The 18,092-nt window shown below is 44.0% G+C and carries 17 protein-coding genes and 1 tRNA gene; 16 read left to right on the top strand and 2 right to left on the bottom strand.

The window, feature by feature from the left end; translation table 11 throughout:
* The first annotated feature begins 17 nt into the window (after window positions 1–17).
* The 9 genes from FXO21_RS08665 to ftsZ all read left to right on the top strand — a co-directional run bounded on the left by FXO21_RS08665 (window position 18) and on the right by ftsZ (window position 10,140).
* On the top strand, window positions 18–950 hold the full coding sequence (locus FXO21_RS08665) for a DUF3078 domain-containing protein (protein WP_149639714.1): 933 nt from the start codon (window positions 18–20) through the stop codon (window positions 948–950).
* A gap of 24 nt (window positions 951–974) precedes the next feature.
* Entirely contained in the window at window positions 975–1,304 is a 330-nt protein-coding gene (gene mscL / locus FXO21_RS08660; RefSeq protein WP_149639713.1) for a large-conductance mechanosensitive channel protein MscL, read from the top strand.
* Between the two features lie 129 nt (window positions 1,305–1,433).
* Window positions 1,434–2,807 (top strand): UDP-N-acetylmuramoyl-L-alanine--D-glutamate ligase, encoded by a 1,374-nt coding sequence (gene murD, locus FXO21_RS08655; RefSeq protein WP_149643422.1) that lies wholly within the window; start codon window positions 1,434–1,436, stop codon window positions 2,805–2,807.
* Between the two features lie 10 nt (window positions 2,808–2,817).
* Entirely contained in the window at window positions 2,818–3,987 is a 1,170-nt protein-coding gene (locus FXO21_RS08650) for an FtsW/RodA/SpoVE family cell cycle protein (protein WP_225865621.1), read from the top strand.
* 1 nt (window position 3,988) lies between these two features.
* On the top strand, window positions 3,989–5,086 hold the full coding sequence (gene murG, locus FXO21_RS08645) for an undecaprenyldiphospho-muramoylpentapeptide beta-N-acetylglucosaminyltransferase (RefSeq protein WP_149639712.1): 1,098 nt from the start codon (window positions 3,989–3,991) through the stop codon (window positions 5,084–5,086).
* A gap of 25 nt (window positions 5,087–5,111) precedes the next feature.
* The gene (murC, locus tag FXO21_RS08640) at window positions 5,112–6,503 is read left to right on the top strand and encodes a UDP-N-acetylmuramate--L-alanine ligase (RefSeq protein WP_192579193.1); all 1,392 of its coding nucleotides are present in this window, start codon (window positions 5,112–5,114) and stop codon (window positions 6,501–6,503) included.
* On the top strand, window positions 6,490–7,305 hold the full coding sequence (locus FXO21_RS08635) for a cell division protein FtsQ/DivIB (RefSeq protein WP_225865620.1): 816 nt from the start codon (window positions 6,490–6,492) through the stop codon (window positions 7,303–7,305). Before murC ends, FXO21_RS08635 begins: the two co-directional genes overlap by 14 nt.
* Window positions 7,306–7,320: 15 nt before the next feature.
* Window positions 7,321–8,673 (top strand): cell division protein FtsA, encoded by a 1,353-nt coding sequence (ftsA, locus tag FXO21_RS08630; protein WP_149639710.1) that lies wholly within the window; start codon window positions 7,321–7,323, stop codon window positions 8,671–8,673.
* Window positions 8,674–8,688: 15 nt separating this feature from the next.
* The gene (ftsZ, locus tag FXO21_RS08625; protein WP_149639709.1) at window positions 8,689–10,140 is read left to right on the top strand and encodes a cell division protein FtsZ; all 1,452 of its coding nucleotides are present in this window, start codon (window positions 8,689–8,691) and stop codon (window positions 10,138–10,140) included.
* A 37-nt stretch (window positions 10,141–10,177) separates the two neighbouring features.
* Here the strand turns inward: ftsZ and FXO21_RS08620 are convergent, their stop codons facing one another.
* Window positions 10,178–10,720 (bottom strand): NADPH-dependent FMN reductase, encoded by a 543-nt coding sequence (locus tag FXO21_RS08620; protein WP_149639708.1) that lies wholly within the window; start codon window positions 10,718–10,720, stop codon window positions 10,178–10,180.
* A gap of 208 nt (window positions 10,721–10,928) precedes the next feature.
* Here FXO21_RS08620 and accD point away from each other — a divergent pair, with 208 nt between their 5' ends.
* Complete coding sequence (accD, locus tag FXO21_RS08615) at window positions 10,929–11,771, top strand: acetyl-CoA carboxylase, carboxyltransferase subunit beta (RefSeq protein WP_149639707.1); 843 nt, start codon at window positions 10,929–10,931, stop codon at window positions 11,769–11,771.
* A gap of 1 nt (window position 11,772) precedes the next feature.
* Window positions 11,773–12,750, top strand: coding sequence for a radical SAM protein (locus FXO21_RS08610; protein ID WP_149639706.1), 978 nt, complete (start codon window positions 11,773–11,775; stop codon window positions 12,748–12,750).
* Between the two features lie 4 nt (window positions 12,751–12,754).
* On the opposite strand, the gene FXO21_RS08605 is transcribed toward FXO21_RS08610, so the two are convergent.
* Entirely contained in the window at window positions 12,755–13,231 is a 477-nt protein-coding gene (locus FXO21_RS08605) for a nuclear transport factor 2 family protein (RefSeq protein WP_149639705.1), read from the bottom strand.
* Between the two features lie 60 nt (window positions 13,232–13,291).
* Here FXO21_RS08605 and smpB point away from each other — a divergent pair, with 60 nt between their 5' ends.
* The 5 genes from smpB to FXO21_RS08580 all read left to right on the top strand — a co-directional run bounded on the left by smpB (window position 13,292) and on the right by FXO21_RS08580 (window position 18,087).
* Complete coding sequence (gene smpB / locus FXO21_RS08600; RefSeq protein ID WP_149639704.1) at window positions 13,292–13,750, top strand: SsrA-binding protein SmpB; 459 nt, start codon at window positions 13,292–13,294, stop codon at window positions 13,748–13,750.
* An 87-nt stretch (window positions 13,751–13,837) separates the two neighbouring features.
* Window positions 13,838–14,347, top strand: a complete 510-nt coding sequence (locus FXO21_RS08595; RefSeq protein WP_149639703.1) for an HNH endonuclease — start codon at window positions 13,838–13,840, stop codon at window positions 14,345–14,347.
* A 207-nt stretch (window positions 14,348–14,554) separates the two neighbouring features.
* On the top strand, window positions 14,555–16,366 hold the full coding sequence (rpsA, locus tag FXO21_RS08590; protein WP_149639702.1) for a 30S ribosomal protein S1: 1,812 nt from the start codon (window positions 14,555–14,557) through the stop codon (window positions 16,364–16,366).
* 87 nt (window positions 16,367–16,453) lie between these two features.
* Window positions 16,454–16,524, top strand: a tRNA-Cys gene (locus FXO21_RS08585).
* 276 nt (window positions 16,525–16,800) lie between these two features.
* Complete coding sequence (locus FXO21_RS08580; RefSeq protein ID WP_149639701.1) at window positions 16,801–18,087, top strand: c-type cytochrome; 1,287 nt, start codon at window positions 16,801–16,803, stop codon at window positions 18,085–18,087.
* The last annotated feature ends 5 nt before the right edge of the window (window positions 18,088–18,092 follow it).

Here is an 18,092-nt window from a genome sequence, read left to right as displayed (position 1 = left end):
CACTAAACTTGAAAAGCATGAGCGTAAAGTTTCAAAATTTACTCGCGGCCTCTTTCCTTCTTTTATTACTTTTTAGCTTTCCTTCTTTCTCCCAAAACAACGTTGATCTTTCAAATCCCATTAATGCCGGTCGGCTGAAAACCCCGGGAGATACAGTCTGGAAAAAGATCGAGTTCGGAGCCAATCTCAACCAGGGCTCTTTCAGTTCCAACTGGACCGGTGGCGGCGTTAATTCGATCGCTTTGGGGCTGTTCTTCAATGCTTTGAACGAAAAGAAAAAGGGTAAGAATTCCTGGAGGAACGATTTTCAATCCCAATATGGTATCGTGCGGAACAAAGGCCAGCTGAGCCGCAAAAACGTTGATAGGATTTTCTTTGATACCAAGTATAACAGGGAATTGAATTCAAAATGGAGCCTTTTTGCCAACGTTAACTTTCTTTCACAGTTTGGTGCTGGTTATATTTACTCAGACAGCCCGGATTCATCGCAAGTGAAAAAGAAAGTGTCGGGTATTCTGTCGCCCGCGTACCTGACCGAAGCGATAGGTATTGAATTTCGTCCGGTTCCTTATTTTTTCATAGACTTTGCACCGGGTGCTTTGCGCCAGACGATCGTTGTCGACAAAGATTTGTATGTCAACACTCCGGATCAGAAAAATTATGGCGTACCTATAGGTAAGAGGGTTAGAACTGAGGCTGCGCTGATCCAAATAGTGGCGAACTTTGATAAGGACATTGCAAAGGATATTAACCTCAAGTTCCGTTATCTGATGTTTTCGAGCTTCAAGCATCCGTTAAATATAGATAACAGGCTGGATGCAATGCTTACGGCTAAAATTAACAAATATGTGAATGTAAACCTGGGCGGCATTATGGTATATGACCAAGATCAGAGCAACGATGTTCAGTTCGCGCAGGCACTCAGCATCGGATTTCTATATTCGTTTTAATTAACCAACTAACCTCAACTTGTTATGCTTCAGGAATTCAAAACTTTTATTGCCAAAGGAAATGTCTTAGACCTGGCGGTCGGTGTGGTCATTGGTGCTGCTTTTGGTAAAATAACGACCTCACTGGTAGAAGACATTATCAATCCGATTTTGGGTCTTGTTATCGGCGGGGTAGACTTCACCCAATTGAAGGTCGTTCTAAAAGAGGCTGTCGGAGAAACACCGGAGGTTGCAATCAAGTATGGTAACTTTATTCAGGTATTGATCCAGTTCGTCATTATCGCCTGGGTGATATTTCTGATTGTGAAGCTGGCAAATCGTTTGAGGCTATCTGAATCAATGAACAAAGAGTAGATTAGATCCTAGATATTTGTTGTATAGAGGCATATTTGATATGCCTCTTTTTTATTCCGGTTAATTGGTAAGAGAGTAAAAAAAGTTTTCGGCAAATGATTTACCTTCGTAGTGAAGGCGTTTCTGTTAATGATCAATTGTATTCCTGTGCAACAAAAAGTAGTCATTTTGGGCGGTGGAGAAAGCGGCGTGGGAGCTGCTATTCTTGCGAAATCCAAAGGTTATGAGGTTTTTTTATCGGATAAAGGGAAGCTTCATAAAAAGTATATTGAAGTGCTTGAAAAAGAGGGGATTGCATTTGAGGAAGAGCAACACACTACGGACAATATCCTGGACGCAAATCTGGTCATCAAAAGCCCTGGAATTCCGGATACTGTGCCGCTGATAGTGGCTTTGAAAAAAAAGCATATTCCCGTTATCTCCGAAATCGAATTCGCGGCCGGCTTTACAAACGCAAGGATTATTGCGATCACAGGCAGCAATGGGAAAACCACCACCACCTTGCTGATCTACCATCTCCTCAAAAGCGCCGGCCTGAAAGTTGGGCTGGCAGGCAATATAGGTGATAGCTTTGCGTGGCAGGTGGCCACTCAGCAGCATGATTTCTATGTATTGGAAATCAGCAGCTTTCAGCTTGATAATATTGTCAGCTTTCATCCTGAGATCTCTGTTTTGCTCAACATCACGCCCGATCACCTCGACAGATACGGGTATGATTTCCAGAATTACATTGATTCCAAGTTCAAAATCATCCAAAATCAAACTGCCGACGACTATTTTGTTTACTTCACGGATAGTGAGGTGATAAAAGCTGAGCTGAAGAAAAGAAAACCGCAGGTTAGAGGAGTGGAGATTTCGCTGACTTTTAAACCTGCAAAAGGTGCCCATTTCAATAACGGGATGCTGTTTGCGGATATACTTGGAAAAACTTTTAAAGAGAACTTCGAAAGCCTGCCCCTGAAAGGACCGCATAATGCAATTAATGCCATGGCAGCGATTTCAGTGGCGCAATTGCTCGGCATCGATGATGCGAAAATCAGCGAAGGTCTTAAGTCCTTCAAAAACGCCCCACACCGGCTAGAAATAATAGAAGTGATCGATGGGGTTACTTACGTGAACGACTCCAAGGCTACCAATGTGGATTCCGTTTTTTATGCACTCGGCAGCTTCAGTCAGCCTGTGGTTTTGATAGCAGGAGGAGTTGATAAAGGAAATGATTATTCCCAAATCGAAGAGCTTGTACGTAATAAAGTGAAAGGTTTGATAGTTCTGGGTAAAGACCCGGAGAAGCTGGTAAGTTACTTTTCGGAAATCGTCCCGGTTATTTTTGCGACCGAAAGTATTCAGGAAGCCGTTAAAAAGGCGGGCGACTGGGCGGTAAATCAGGATATCGTTTTATTATCTCCGGCCTGCGCAAGTTTTGATTTATTCAAAAACTATGAAGACCGCGGGGACCAATTCAAGGCCGCAGTCAGAAATCTTGTCCGTTCAAACACCAATTAGATTTTAGTCAATGGCTTCAACCAATATAGATCTCCTGAACAGGACCAGGGAAGATACGCAGGCCTGGTTTGCAAAGAATTTAAAAGGCGACCCCTGGATCTGGGGCATTTGCATCATTATGCTTCTCTGGAGCATTGTAGTTGTTTACAGCGCCAGTGTGAAGGATGCATACAGCCAAATGGACGGGAACACGGAATATTATCTGTATAAGCATGTTCTGCTATGTGTATTGTCGCTGGTTGTCATGTTCTTTGTTCACCGGATCCCGTACATCAAATTTGTTTATGTCACACGGCTCGCGGTTTGGAGTTCCATATTGCTGCTGGTGTTCACAATGTTTTTTGGCACCTCGGTGAACGATGCCGCCCGGTGGATCGAGATACCTGTGATCGGGCAACGTTTCCAGCCTTCGGAGTGGGCAAAAGTGGCTTTAATCGCGCATTTATCCCTGATCCTGGCGCGACACATCAAAGGCGGATGGAATACGCGGGAACTCTTTATGGAGCCGCTTTCATTAGTCGGCGTGGTTTGTGGCCTGATATTCACGAGTAATGTATCTACTGCGGTTATGCTGGCGGGAATATGCTTTCTGCTCATGTTCGTAGGGAAAGTACCGATTCATTATCTGTTTTTTACCGCACTTGGCCTGGTGTTCTTTGCAACAATCGCCATTTTGCTGAACTCTACGCAAAGAGCAGGAACTGCGCAGAACAGGATTTCCGCATTTTTCGATAAGGACGTTGTTGTGTATCAGTCGCAACAATCCTATATGGCAATGGCGCGTGGCGGCCTGTACGGTGAAGGAGTTGCCAAAAGCCGTCAGAGAAGATTTCTGCCTGAACCTCAAAAGGACTTTATTTTTGCTGTGGCAGTAGAAGAATACGGGACGGTTGGAGGGACATTACTGATCCTCTTATACCTGATATTGCTTTACCGGGGACTTAAAGCGATTGAGGCCACCAAGCGGCCATTCGGAGGGCTTTTGTCCGCCGGGCTTACTTTCATTGTTGTCAGCCAGGCATTCTCCGCAATGGCAGTCACTGTCGGGCTGGTCCCGGTTACCGGACAAACATTACCCTTTTTCAGTCAGGGTGGAACCTCTCTTCTTTTTACGGGAATTGCAATGGGAATGATCCTGAGCGTGAGCCGGGGCGAGATCGTGGAAGAGAAACGGATTTGATATGCCTAGAAAAGTGATTATTAGCGGGGGAGGTACCGGCGGACATATTTATCCGGCGATTGCAATAGCCGATGCATTAAGAAAAAAAGATCCGGAGCTGGAAGTATTATTCGTAGGAGCTTTGGGTAAAATGGAGATGGAGAAAGTACCGAGAGCGGGTTATGAAATAGTTGGATTGCCGATTGCAGGTATTAAGAGAGCGCTTTCCATTGATAATCTCGCACTACCCTTCAAAATGGTGAACAGCCTGTTAAAAGCGAAGTCGATCATCAGGCGTTTCCAGCCGGATGTAGCGGTTGGTGTGGGCGGTTTCGCGAGCGGGCCTCTACTAATGATGGCGTCATTTGAAGGTATTCCCACTTTAATTCAGGAGCAAAATTCCTATGCGGGTATTACCAATAAATTTCTCGCAAAAAAGGCAGCGAAGATCTGTGTCGCCTATCCTGGCATGGAAGGCTTTTTCCCAAAAGAGAAGATTACAGTCCTTGGCAACCCTGTTCGTAGCGATATTGTAGATGTATCCTCCAAACGTCGCCAGGGTTTTGCCCACTTCGGTTTGCAGGAAGATAAGAAAACACTATTTGTAATGGGCGGAAGCCTGGGTGCAAGGTCGATCAATGAGAGCTTGAACGAAGGCTTGGCGCGGTTTTTGGATGAGGGTTATCAGGTACTGTGGCAAACAGGAAGAAATTATATTGATACGGCAAAGCTCGCCATCGAAACTTTGCATACTGATGCAATCAAAGCTTTTGATTTCATATATACAATGGACCTGGCGTACGCAATTGCGGATGTTGTGGTTTCAAGAGCTGGCGCGCTTTCGGTTTCCGAACTTTGCCTGGCCGCCAAACCTGCGATACTGATTCCGTTTCCGGCGGCATCAGAAGATCATCAGACCAAAAACGCGCTGGCTTTGGTGGAACAGGACGCCGCATGGTTAGTTAAAGATGAAGTGGCTCGAAAACAACTGGTAACCAAATCGCTGGAACTATTAGGAGATATCGGGCAACAGGAAAATTTAAAAACTAATATCAGAAAGCTGGCCAAGCCAACTGCTGCCGATGATATTGCGGAAGAAGTATTGAAATTAATTAAATAACTGAGCGAGAATAATGTCGTCTTCAATGACTAATTGGAAATATATTTATTTTGTTGGAATCGGAGGGATCGGAATGAGCGCATTAGCCCGTTGGTTTAAAGCCAATGGATTTGAGGTTGCGGGTTACGACAAGACAATGACGCCGCTCGTCAGTAAATTAATGGACGAAGGAATAGTAGTAACGCTGGATGATTCTATTGAAACCATTCCCGGCGCGTTTGTAGAAGATCCGCAGAAGACATTGATTATATATACCCCGGCTGTACCGGTCCAGCATCAGCAAATGCTTTATTTCCGCGATCAAAATTTTCTGATCCTGAAACGCTCGCAGGTTCTGGGGATTCTGACTAAAAACCTTCGAACAATTGGAGTAGCCGGTACGCACGGAAAAACCACGACATCGTCACTCGTCGCACATATTTTGAGACACGCTAACGTCAACAGTACTGCGTTTCTGGGAGGTATTACGCAAAATTATGGGACTAACCTGCTTCTGAACGATCCGACAGATCATCTGGAAGAAGTCTTTTGTGTTGTTGAGGCTGATGAATTCGACCGCTCTTTTCTGACTCTTTATCCTGAGATTGCGATTGTGACCTCCACGGATGCGGACCATCTCGATATTTACGGCAAGCACGAGGCGGTATTGGAATCGTTCCGTGATTTTGTGGGGCAGATCGATGAAGACGGGGTGCTTTTTATGAAACAGGGATTGGAATTATCGGGCAGTACCAAAGCGGAAGTACTTTCCTATTCTCTGAATTCCGGGGTTTTTCATGCCAGAAATATTCATATTGAAAATGCACGGTTTGTATTTGATTTTGTGTACCCCGACGGCGTGATTGAAGGCATTGCCATGAAAATTCCCGGGTATCATAATATTGAAAACTCAATAGCCGCCAGTGCAGTTGCATTGCACGTGGGTGTTTCTCCCGAAAAAATAAAAGAGGCGCTTGAAAATTATGGCGGCGTCAAGCGACGCTTCGAGTATCAGGTGGAAGAAGATGGAAATGTCTATATAGATGATTACGCCCATCATCCGGCAGAGATTGAAGCCTTTCTGTCGTCGGTCAAAGGTTTATATCCCGGCCGGCACGTAACAGCCATTTTTCAGCCACACCTTTTCACCAGAACACGTGATTTTGCTGATGGATTTGCTGAAAGCCTGTCTCTGGCTGACAGGGTTTTATTGCTGGAAATTTACCCGGCGAGAGAACTTCCTATTGAAGGAGTGACTTCGCAAATGATACTTGAAAATGTTCGTTGCCCAGACAAGCAAATCGTTTCTAAAGATAAAGTACTTAGTATTTTAGGAGATTTAAATACAGATATTGTAGTGACAATCGGCGCCGGAGATATCGACACTTTGGTCGAACCTTTGGCCAACCAGCTCAAAAATCCGTTTGCGAATAATTAATAAAAGCATTGTTAATATTACTAAGATGTTACGTAAATTTGAATATTCATGGCTTTTGTTGAAACGTGGTTTGTGGCTTCTCTTGCCGATTGCCGGAATCGGTATGGCGGAAAGTAAGCTGGGTCAGCAACGTTGTACTAACCTGGTAGTATCGATCAAGGGTGATTCGGGAGCACGCTTTTTAGATCAAATGGATGTCCGGATGCTATTGACAGAAAACGGGGGGGATCCTTTGTTGGGAAGCAGGCTAAGAGATGTCGCATTAAACGATCTGGAGTACCGGGTCAGGCGTAACAAATTAATAAGGAAATGCCAGGTTTTTAGTGACCTCAGAGGTAATATAGTCGTAGAAGTAGAACAAGAGAAACCGTTAGCGCGCTGGATTAATACTTCTGAAAATGGAGAAACGCGGAACACGTCGGGATACTATATTAGCGATGAAGGCGTTTTTTTTCCTCTATCAGAAAATTATTCAGCAAGAACATTATTGGTTTCAGGGGCATTTTTTAATGATCCTGAAAAATTACAGAATGCGAAGGGTGCTCCGGTAATGGACCTACTTCATTTTCTGAATACAGACCCATTCTGGAAAGCGCAGGTTACGCAGCTGAATGCAGACAATGACGGAGAAATTAGTCTGATGACTATTGTCGGTGATCAGCAGATCGAATTGGGGACAGCAGAAGATTATCAGTCTAAGTTTAAAAAGCTTAAAATATTCTACGACAAAGTATTGAGTCAGGACTGGAGCAGATTTAAAAGAATAAGTGTTAAGTTTCAAGATCAAATAGTTTGTGAATAATAATTCACCTTTAGCATGGCACACGAAAAAATTGTAGTTGGAGTCGATATTGGAAGTACTAAAATAGCCGTGATCGCAGCGCAGGGAACTTCTTCCGGATCGCGTCAGAACAATATAGAAATTCTGGGTTTTAGTGAAGTTCCGGTGCCTGCAGGAGCAGTTATTAATGGATCAGTTGAAAATATAAAACAGGTTGGCAGTGCCATCAGGGAAGCTCTTCAGGAGGCGTCCTTACGGTCAGATCTTGATATTGGTGTCGTGAATGTTAGTTTCAGCGGCACTCATGTAAAAATAAGTTCGCAAAGTGACGGCGTGATCCGTCCTTCTGCGTCTTCGGGCGAGGAAGTGACTCAACGCGATGTAGATCAACTTGTTGATGACATGTACCGCGCGAAGATTGAGCCTAATTACGATGTGCTGCATGTGTTGCCGATGGATTTCGTTGTCGACAATTCGATGGGGATCAAAGAGCCTGTGGGGCGGACGGGGATCAAGCTGGGCGGCAATTTTTTGATCGTTTCTGCAAATAATCAATCTATTCAGCGTACCAGGAAAAGCCTGGCCGATGCAGATCAGAATTTAAGATGTGATAAAATGGTTCTGGGGCCGCTGGCTACCAGTTTGGCTGTTTTAACCGATAATGAAATCAAGGCTGGAATTGCACTGGTCGATATTGGCGATCATACTACCGACCTGATTATCTATCAGGACCGGATTATAAGACATATTGCTACTTTTCCTGTTGGCGGGCGCCATATTACAAATGACCTGGCGCTGGGTTGCAATATTCAATATGAGAATGCAGAGCAGCTCAAAAAGCAGTATGGTGCGGCTATTTCTGCAGATATTCCTCTTAATATCGAAATTTTAGTCAATTATCTTGCGGGCAGACAGCCAAAGCCTGTTTTAAAGAAAAATATCGCATTGATCATTGAGGCGAGATTGAAAGAAATTGCTGCAATGGTTTATGCTGAGATTATTAAATCGGGCTATCTGGACAGACTTATCGGCGGTATCGTTTTAACCGGAGGTTCAGCGAATATTGATGATATAGAGCTGTTATTTGAGAAAGTGACTGATATGTCCGTGAGGGTAGGTTATCCTGAAAACCTGGAAAGAACGGCGAAGGCCGACGCAGTGAGCAATTCTACGTTTAGTACTGCGATTGGTCTGGCGTGGGCTGGTCTGAAGTCGATCGACCCAAGGGTTAAATCTGTTTGTAAGCCGGCTACGGCGGTTACGGCCAGCGTTGTTCAGAAAGATAAACCCAAAGAGGTGAAGGAGCCTGTTAAAAAAAATGGAGGTACTTTCTGGGATAACATCAATAATATTATTGGCAAAAAGGACGATAGTTTAGGCGACTATTGAAAAATCAGCACAGTTATGAATAACTCAACCCCGGAAAAAAAATTAAACACAAGCTTGCTGAAAGCTTTAGATCAGGACTACATCGTGAACGAAATCGTGAAAGACTTTCCAGCCCCAGGCGAAGGTGAGCCTGCCATTATCAAAGTGATTGGTGTAGGCGGCGGAGGCAGTAATGCTGTGAACTACATGTTTGAACGAAAGATCAAGGATGTAGAATTTGCGGTTTGTAATACCGACAGGCAGGCATTGGCCAACAGTCCTGTTCCAGTTAAAATACAACTTGGAGCAACATTAACGCAAGGGCTAGGGGCTGGAACGGACGCTACAAAAGGAAAAGAAGCCGCCCTTGAAACTATCGAGGAGATTAAAGGACTGCTGGGCGGGTCCACACAAATGGTATTTATCACCGCTGGTATGGGGGGTGGAACAGGCACCGGAGCTGCACCCGTAATCGCGCAGCTGGCCCGGGAAATGGGTAAATTAACGGTCGCGGTAGTAACTGCGCCTTATACCTGGGAAGGTTTCGACAAGAAAGAACAAGCGCTCGAAGGTATCGAGCAACTCAAAAAATATTGTGATACGGTACTGGTTGTATTGAATGACAAGCTGGAAGAGCTTTTTGAAGATATGACGATTACCCAGGCATTTGCAGAGGCTGACGGAATTCTGCTGAATGCGGTTAAAAGTATCTCCGAAATCATCACAACAAACGGTAATATCAATACCGACTTCAAGGATGTGGAGAAAGTATTGAAAAAAGCGGGGCAGTCTGTAATGGGAACTTCGGAAGCGAGTGGCGGCGACCGTGCGCAGGTGGCGATCAAGGAAGCACTCGATTCTCCGCTTTTGAACGACAGGGATATTCGTGGAGCAAAACGTATTCTTGTCACTTTGGCTACCAGCAAGAAAAAGGAAGCCACCATGAAAGAGCAGCGTGAAATCTGGAGTTACGTATTGTCTCAGGTAGGTGGAGAAGCCAGAATGTTCAAATTGGGAACGATTTTGGACGATTCACTGGTCGACAAGCTGAGAGTTACAATTGTTGCAGCCGGTTTCGATAGCATCGAATCACCTATTCCGGGTATCAAGTTATCCCATAAGTTTCCCGGCACGATTGAAGCCCCTGTCGACAATATGAAAGAGGAGGTTTCCGTGAATGAGGAGCCTATCGTAGTTACCGAAGATGTTTTCGAAAATACTCCTACGAGCACTGTGGATCTGGTAATGGAGAAAGATACTATTTCCTCTGGATTTGACTCGGTAAATATTTCCCTTACTGAACTTGACGGGAACGAAGGTTGGTCCGAGAATGAGAATGAAGATTTGCGGGTAATGATCAATTCTTTCAAAGACGGCCTTGTGAAATTCGCTGACCTGGAAGGGCCGGCATTCAGAAGAAGCAGGGCAGAATTATGGAAGCGGCCAGCAATTCCTGCTTATGAAATGGAGCAACATTGGTTGAAATAACATGAAAAAGGGAGCGCAGGCTCCCTTTTTTGTTAGATCAGAAGTGAACAAGCTGTCCGGCCTGCATTTCAAGCAGTTCTTTGTATAACGCATTTGAGACGGCACTATCTTGAAAATGGGTACGTATCTGGCCAAGCTTTACACGGAGAGCTAAGGTGTTCATACCCAAATAACTAAATACGTCATTTAGATGGCTTAACGCGATTGTAGCCCCCTGCATATTAGAGGAAAGGCCCACTAGCGCGGCCTTTTTATTGGCAAAACTGTTTGGATACGGAAGGCCATCAATAAAGGCTTTTAATACCCCGGGGTAAGAACCGTTGTATTCCGGAACTACAAAAACAAACTTATCAGTTTGCTCCAGCAGAGATTTGAGATTATTGAATTCCTCATTTTTGCCGGTATTATGATATAATGCAGACACGGTGAAATCATTCGGAAGATTAACCAGATCGAGAATAATACTGGGTGCGTCCAGGTGATTTAGTATAGTCTGATAGTATTCTGCGATTTTTCGGGACATGGAGTTGGGCCTGTTCGTTCCAACAATAATCACGATGGGGGACGGAATTGTTATCATCGATATTTATAAACCAGCTATTTAAATTGGTTTTATAGTAACAAATTAAGCTTAAAATTGTTCATCAGAAGCCGGTATGCCATTACTGATAAAGGCCGATACCGGTTTAAAAAAACAATTATTCTTATATTTGAGTCTTATATACATCATGAAGTCTATATAATAAGCTGATTAAAAAGCTTTTATATTTAAATTAACCCACAAGAACATGTCCTGGTTTATTCGGAAAGAAAAAGGCATCAATACTCCAACAGAAATGAAGCGCGAGGCGCCTGATGGTTTATGGTACCAATGTCCAAATTGTAAAAAAATAACACCTACCAGGGAACATAAGCAAAATGCCTTCACCTGCCCGCATTGCAATTACCACGAAAAAGTGGGGTCGGATGTTTATTTCAATCTCCTGTTCGATGACAACGAATTCATAGAACTTGATGCGAACCTGACTTCCGGAGATCCTTTGCATTTCGTAGATACAAAAGCATATCCCGACCGTATCAAGTCGACCATGCAAAAAACAGGCTTGAATGACGCGGTCAGGACTGGTCACGGCAAAATGAACGAACTGGACCTAGTGATCGCCTGTATGGATTTCAACTTCATCGGCGGGTCGATGGGCTCGGTTGTGGGTGAGAAAATAGCCAGGGCCATTTCTTATGCATTGGAACACAAAATCCCGTTTTTGATGATTTCAAAATCGGGTGGCGCGCGGATGATGGAGGCTGGGTTTTCATTAATGCAAATGGCAAAAACTTCTGCGCGTCTGGCGCAACTGTCGGAGGCGAAAATCCCTTATATATCTCTGCTCACTGATCCTACGACTGGCGGGGTAACGGCTTCCTATGCAATGCTGGGTGATTTTAATATATCTGAACCTGAGGCGTTGATCGGTTTTGCAGGTCCGCGCGTGATTCGTGAAACCATCGGTAAGGATTTGCCAAAAGGGTTCCAAAGTGCTGAATTTGTGCTTGAACACGGGTTTCTTGATTTTATTGTTGACAGAAAAGATCTGAAAGACAAGCTGACAAGTCTCCTTTCTATGATCAGCTGATATGCGTCTGGTATCCCATCCGGTCCTGTGTAATTATTATGTAACGTATCGTTGCAATGCATCATGCAGTTTCTGTGATATATGGGAAAAGCCTTCGCCCTATATAACCGTTGAAAACCTTCGCGAAAATCTTCGGGACCTGAAAAAACTGGGGGTAAAAGTCATTGACTTCACAGGGGGAGAGCCGCTGCTCCATCGCCAGCTGGATTTGCTTTTGAAAGAGGCAAAGGACCACGGGATGATCACTACTGTGACCAGTAACGGCCTGCTTTATCCGAAACAGGCTGAAAAGCTGCGCGGTCTGGTCGATATGTTACACTTTTCGCTCGATTCACCGGATCGAGACGAACATGATCAGTCTCGTGGCGTCAAATGCTTTGACAAAGTGATGGAATCCATCGCAATAGCAAAGTCAATGGGCGAGCGACCTGATATTATTTTTACTGTTTTTGAGAACAATGTTCATAAGATCAGGCAGCTGTGGGAAGAAATCTGTATTCCAAACGATCTTGTTCTGATCCTCAATCCGGTATTTGAATATGATAAGGTAGGTGCGAACCTTTCGAAGGAAGCGTTGAACGAATTGTTATGGTGGGCAAAGCAGAAAAATGTCTATCTCAATGAGGCATTTGTGCAGCTGCGATTGGATGGAGGAAATCATGTTGATGCACCTGTTTGCAAAGCTGCAAGTACAACTATCGTTATTTCGCCTGAGAACAAATTAGTGTTACCCTGCTATCACCTGGGATTGAAAGATTTTCCGATAGATGGAAATTTATTTAACCTGTACCATTCCGACGAAGTGCAAAAACTGGTTGCGTTGGAAGGACGATTACCAGCTTGTGAAGGATGTGTGATCAATTGTTATATGCAGCCTTCCTTTGCAGTGGAAATGAACAAGTACTGGTGGAAAGCATTGCCGAGTACGATCAAATATAACCGCATGAAAGGTACCTGGAAGCAAATGGTCAGGTTTTAACGCGTTACGGGCAAGCTTCTTTTCTTCGCGTGTCTGTTATCCCTGTAATCTTCCAGCCGGTTTTCGAGTGTAGAAGCGTAAATACATTGACGCCGCAGTGGGAGAACTTGTCGCCGAGATGGAATTTGTAAGGAGCCCACACAATGGCCATCGGCTCGTCGATCGATACTTTCACATCGTAAATTTTTTCATCCCATTTGTCCTTGTGCGGTGTGCCAACTGCTTTAATAAAGCCCTGAATGCCGCTCGTACGTACGATCAGGGAATCGGCCTCATTTTTAGAAATAGATGTTAATGCACAATCTTTTGCAAAAACACTTTGTAGCATTAACGAATCACCCGCACGCATTCCATCGAATAACTTATCAATCGTCGCGCGTACTTCCGACGTTTGATCCTGCGCATTCGCTGGCGTGGATTTAAAATTCAGTAATGCGCTAACTGAGATGGCCAGAATGCATTGCAGCAGGTTTGATTTCATGTGTTGGTATAGTTTTAACAAAAAATTAATTTTAAGCCCTTTTATCACCCAGCTAAGAATATGTCTGAAAAAATAGTTAAAAAAGTAGATATAAAGAATCGTAAGGCATCGTTCGAGTATTTTTTCCTGGAAGAGATTACGGCAGGAATGGCGTTGACAGGTACCGAGATTAAATCAATCAGACAAGGTAAGGTCAACTTCCAGGATGCCTATTGTTTGTTTATGGACAATGAACTTTATATACGAAGTCTGCACATTTCCCCCTATACAGAAGGTACGCATTATAATCACGAACCAATGCGTGATCGTAAATTGCTGATTACCAAACGTGAGCGTCGGAAACTTACCGAAGGGTTGAAAGATCAGGGTTTGACAATCATTCCGATAAGATTGTTTACCAGCGATCGCGGGCTTGCGAAGCTGCATATTGCGCTGGCGAAAGGGAAAAAGCTTTATGATAAGCGGGACAGTATTAAAGAAAAGGACATTAAAAGGGAAGCAGATCGGGCAAACTATTGATTTGGCTTCCAGGATTTTTGCGGCTAAAGGCGGGATTTTTTTGGTGGAAATTTGCTATATTGTCGGAAATAATTACCTCAAGGGCTCATGGGTAAAGTACTGGTTCTTAATCAAGATTACAGCGCATTAAGTGTTTGCACAGTTCCGAAGGCGTTCTTGTTAGTGTACATGAACAAGGCTGAAATGCTGGCCGAATCCCGAAGGCAGTATTTGCGAACAGTAAACGATCAGTACCCCATGCCGGTTGTCATCCGCCTTCACCGTTACATACATATTCCGTATAAAGGTGTGGTTATGACCCGGCAAAATCTTTTTAAAAGGGACGGTAACCGCTGCCAGTATTGTGGAACGCACGATAACCTTACGCTTGACCATGTAATTCCAAAATCGAGGGGCGGGAAAACTACCTGGGACAACCTGGCTACTGCATGTAAACGTTGTAATTCAAGAAAGGGAGATCATACTCCTGAAGAAATGGATATGCCGCTTCGGCAACGCCCCTTCCGGCCTTCCTTCCTGATGTTCATCCGGGACTTCTCTGGTCTCGCCGCCGACGAGTGGTTGCCCTACCTCGGTGTCAGAGAAAGGTCTTATTAAATGCAGATACTCTTTCTGTAACGCTTGTAAAGTCCTTCCAGCCAGCAACATTCTACACATTTACTTTCAAATAAAATTCCGCCAACTCTTCGGAATTTAGTTTGAAACGCGTACTTTTGCGCTCTCATTTTCTAAGAGAGCTTGTTTAACTAATTTTCAGCCAGGTAGCTCGCTCGCTGATGTATCCAAGAGCTATAATTCCTATTTATGTCTAAGGAAAAACAAAATCAACCCCTTCCTGATTTCGATTGGGACAAAGCATCAGACAAAGGCTTCGGTACTGGCTATTCAACTGCTGACCGTGGTCGTCTGGAACAAATGTATGAAACTACCCTTTCTCCTGTTCAGGAAAAAGAAGTAGTTAAAGGTATTGTAGTAGGTATTACAGACCGTGAGGTGATCCTGAATATCGGATTCAAATCTGACGGTATCGTTTCTTCCAATGAATTCCGTGACTTGCCGGGAATGAAAATCGGCGACGAAGTGGAAGTTTACGTGGAAAACCAGGAAGATGCACAAGGTCAGCTTGTTCTTTCCCGCAAAAAAGCCAAAGTTATCACTGCATGGGACAACATCCAGAAATCATTTGACGAGGATGTGGTTATCGATGCAAACGTTAAAAGAAGAACCAAAGGTGGTCTTATCGTTGATATCTTCGGTATCGAAGCGTTCTTGCCAGGTTCTCAAATCGATGTTAAGCCTATCCGTGATTTCGACATTTTCGTTGGAAAACGTATGGAGGTTAAGGTCGTTAAGATCAACTACGCAAATGACAACGTAGTAGTATCTCACAAAGTACTGATCGAAAAAGACCTTGAAGCACAACGTCAGCAGATTCTGAACAACCTTGAAAAAGGTCAGGTACTGGAAGGTGTGATCAAAAACATGACCAACTTCGGTGTATTTATCGACTTGGGTGGTGTTGACGGTCTGTTGCACATTACTGATATTTCATGGGGCCGTATCAACCACCCGTCTGACCTGCTTGCGCTTGATCAGAAATTGAACGTGGTTGTTCTTGACTTCGATGAAGAGAAAAAACGTATTTCACTTGGTCTGAAACAACTTCAGTCTCATCCTTGGGATTCTTTGGCTGAAGAAATCCAGGTTGGATCGAAAGTTACAGGTCGTATTGTTAATGTTGCTGATTACGGTGCATTCCTTGAAATCAAACCAGGTGTTGAAGGTTTGATCCACGTTTCAGAAATGTCATGGTCTCAGCACCTGCGCAATCCACAAGAGTTTATGAATGTTAATGACGAAATCAGTGCTGTAGTATTGACACTGGATCGTCAGGAGCGTAAAATGTCTCTTGGTATCAAACAATTGACCGAGGATCCTTGGACTCAGGCTTCTCTGAAAGAGAAATATGCAGTTGGAACCCGTCATAAAGGTGTGGTTCGTAACCTGACAAACTTCGGTTTGTTCATCGAGCTTGAAGAAGGTATCGATGGTCTGGTTCACGTTTCTGACCTTTCCTGGACTAAGAAAATCAAGCATCCATCTGATTTCGTTAAAGTAAATGACGAATTAGAAGTTGTTGTTCTTGAACTTGACGCTGACAACCGCCGTCTTGCTCTCGGTCACAAGCAATTGGAAGAAAATCCTTGGGATACTTTCGAAAGCATATTCGAAGTAGGATCAGTTCATAAGTCTACAATCGTTGCGAAAGGCGACAAGTTTGCGACATTGGAACTTCCTTACGGAATTGAGGGAATTGCAGCCATCAAAAATCTTGCGAAAGAAGATGGTACTCTTGCGGAAGTAGGTGAAAGCCTTGACTTCACAGTTCTTGAATTCCTGAAAGACGAGAAGAAAATCGTATTGACGCATTCAAAAGTTAAGCACGTTCCTTCTGAGGAGAAGAAAGAAGAAAGACCTGCAAAATCGGCTCCTGCGAAAGCGGCGACGTCAGATGCTCCTGCTAAGGATGCAGAAAAATCAACTTTCGGAGATCTTAGTGTTCTTTCCGCTTTGAAAGAACAAATGGAAGAAAGTGAGAAAAAAGGCAAAAAGTAACAAATTAATGGTGAATAGCCGGAAAATTTGATACTTTTGCACCCGGATTAGCTGCTTGTCTTAGTGGCAGGCGGCTAACCCAAATTTGGTTCCGTGGCCGAGTGGCTAGGCAGAGGTCTGCAAAACCTCGTACAGCGGTTCGAATCCGCTCGGAACCTCACCATAAAATCTGATATTTGGCACTGATTTTTAGGGACAAATATTTACCTGAAAAATACCATTTGCACAAGGCGCCATGTTGCCTGTTCAAATGGTATTTTTTTTGTTAAATATTTGAAAATCAGTGGTGAACGATAAATGAATTTCAACTAAAAGCGCTAAGCAAATTAGACAAATTATAAATAAGAAGGTGGTTCAAAATATCGCTTAAATACTTTTGTGGATAAAAAATCGTAAGCTAGTTTTGTCTGTTGAAGAATAATGAATAGTTGATTATGAATATATCATTCCGTAAGAACGCTCGAATTTGTTCCTACTTTAGTTACTCAAGAATCTTTTTCACAATTGCGGTCGCACTGCTTCTAAACGTACAAAATCTGGCGTTTGCTCAGGATAGTACAGCTACCGCAGCCGCCCCGGCGGGCGGAGGTGACGCTGCAAAAGGTGAAACACTTTTCAAAAATAACTGTGCGCAATGTCACGCTGTGACAGATGAAAGAGTGGTTGGCCCAGGGTTAAAGGGTGTAAGCGGCCGGCACGATTTTGCCTGGCTTGCGAAGTGGGTACGTAACTCGCAGGCCGTAATTGCTTCCGGCGATCCTTACGCTGTGAAAATCTACAACGAGTATTCAAAAGCGCAAATGACAAGTTTCCCAAACTTGTCCGACGATGATATCAAAGGAATTTTTGCTTATGTAGATCAGGCTTCCACTGCGGCGCCTGCTGCCGCCGCTGGTGCCGGTGGAGCAACCGCAGCGGGCGGTGAGTCCAAAGGTGAAGGTCCTTCTGATCTGTTTGTAATTGTTTTGGGGGCGTTGGTGGTAGTGATGATACTCGTTTTAGGTGTTTTGCTTGTAATAGTATCGCTCCTGTCAAAAGCAGTGAGTGGCGAAACGGAAACCACTGCAAAGCCGGACTTTATGACAAGTCTTGGCAATTCACTGAAACGCATTTCATTGGATCCTGCTATCAGGTCCGCAACGCTTTGGATTTTTGTTCTGCTTGTTTTGAAAGCCACATTGGATGGAGCTTACAATGTTGGTGTTCAACAGGGTTACGCACCGAAACAGCCAATCTCCTTCTCTCATAAATTGCACGCAGGGGAATACAAAATTGATTGTAATTATTGCCACACGGGTGTTAACCGTGGAAAGTCTGCGCATATTCCTTCTGCGAACATATGTATGAACTGCCACGGAGTTATCAAGAAGGAATCTCCTGAAATTCAAAAAATCTACACTTCAATTGAAAATAACCAGCCTATTGAATGGGTAAGGGTTCATAACCTGCCTGATCTGGCTTACTTTAATCACGCCCAGCACGTAAATGTGGGCGGTCTGGAGTGTCAGACCTGCCACGGCGAAGTGGAGAAAATGGAAGTTATTCAACAGCGTTCGTCTTTAACAATGGGTTGGTGTATCGATTGCCACCGCAAAACGGAAGTCAATACAAAGGACAATCAGTATTATGACAAGCTGGTGCAGTTACATGCTTCTGAAAGCAAGGAAGCTTTGAAGGTAGCTGATATAGGTGGTTTGGAATGTTCTAAATGCCACTATTAATCAAG

Origin of the sequence: Dyadobacter sp. UC 10, from assembly GCF_008369915.1 — a bacterium.
GTDB lineage: Bacteria > Bacteroidota > Bacteroidia > Cytophagales > Spirosomataceae > Dyadobacter.
The sequence above is the reverse complement of the archived record's forward strand: the minus strand, read 5'-3'. Positions and strand labels throughout refer to the sequence as shown.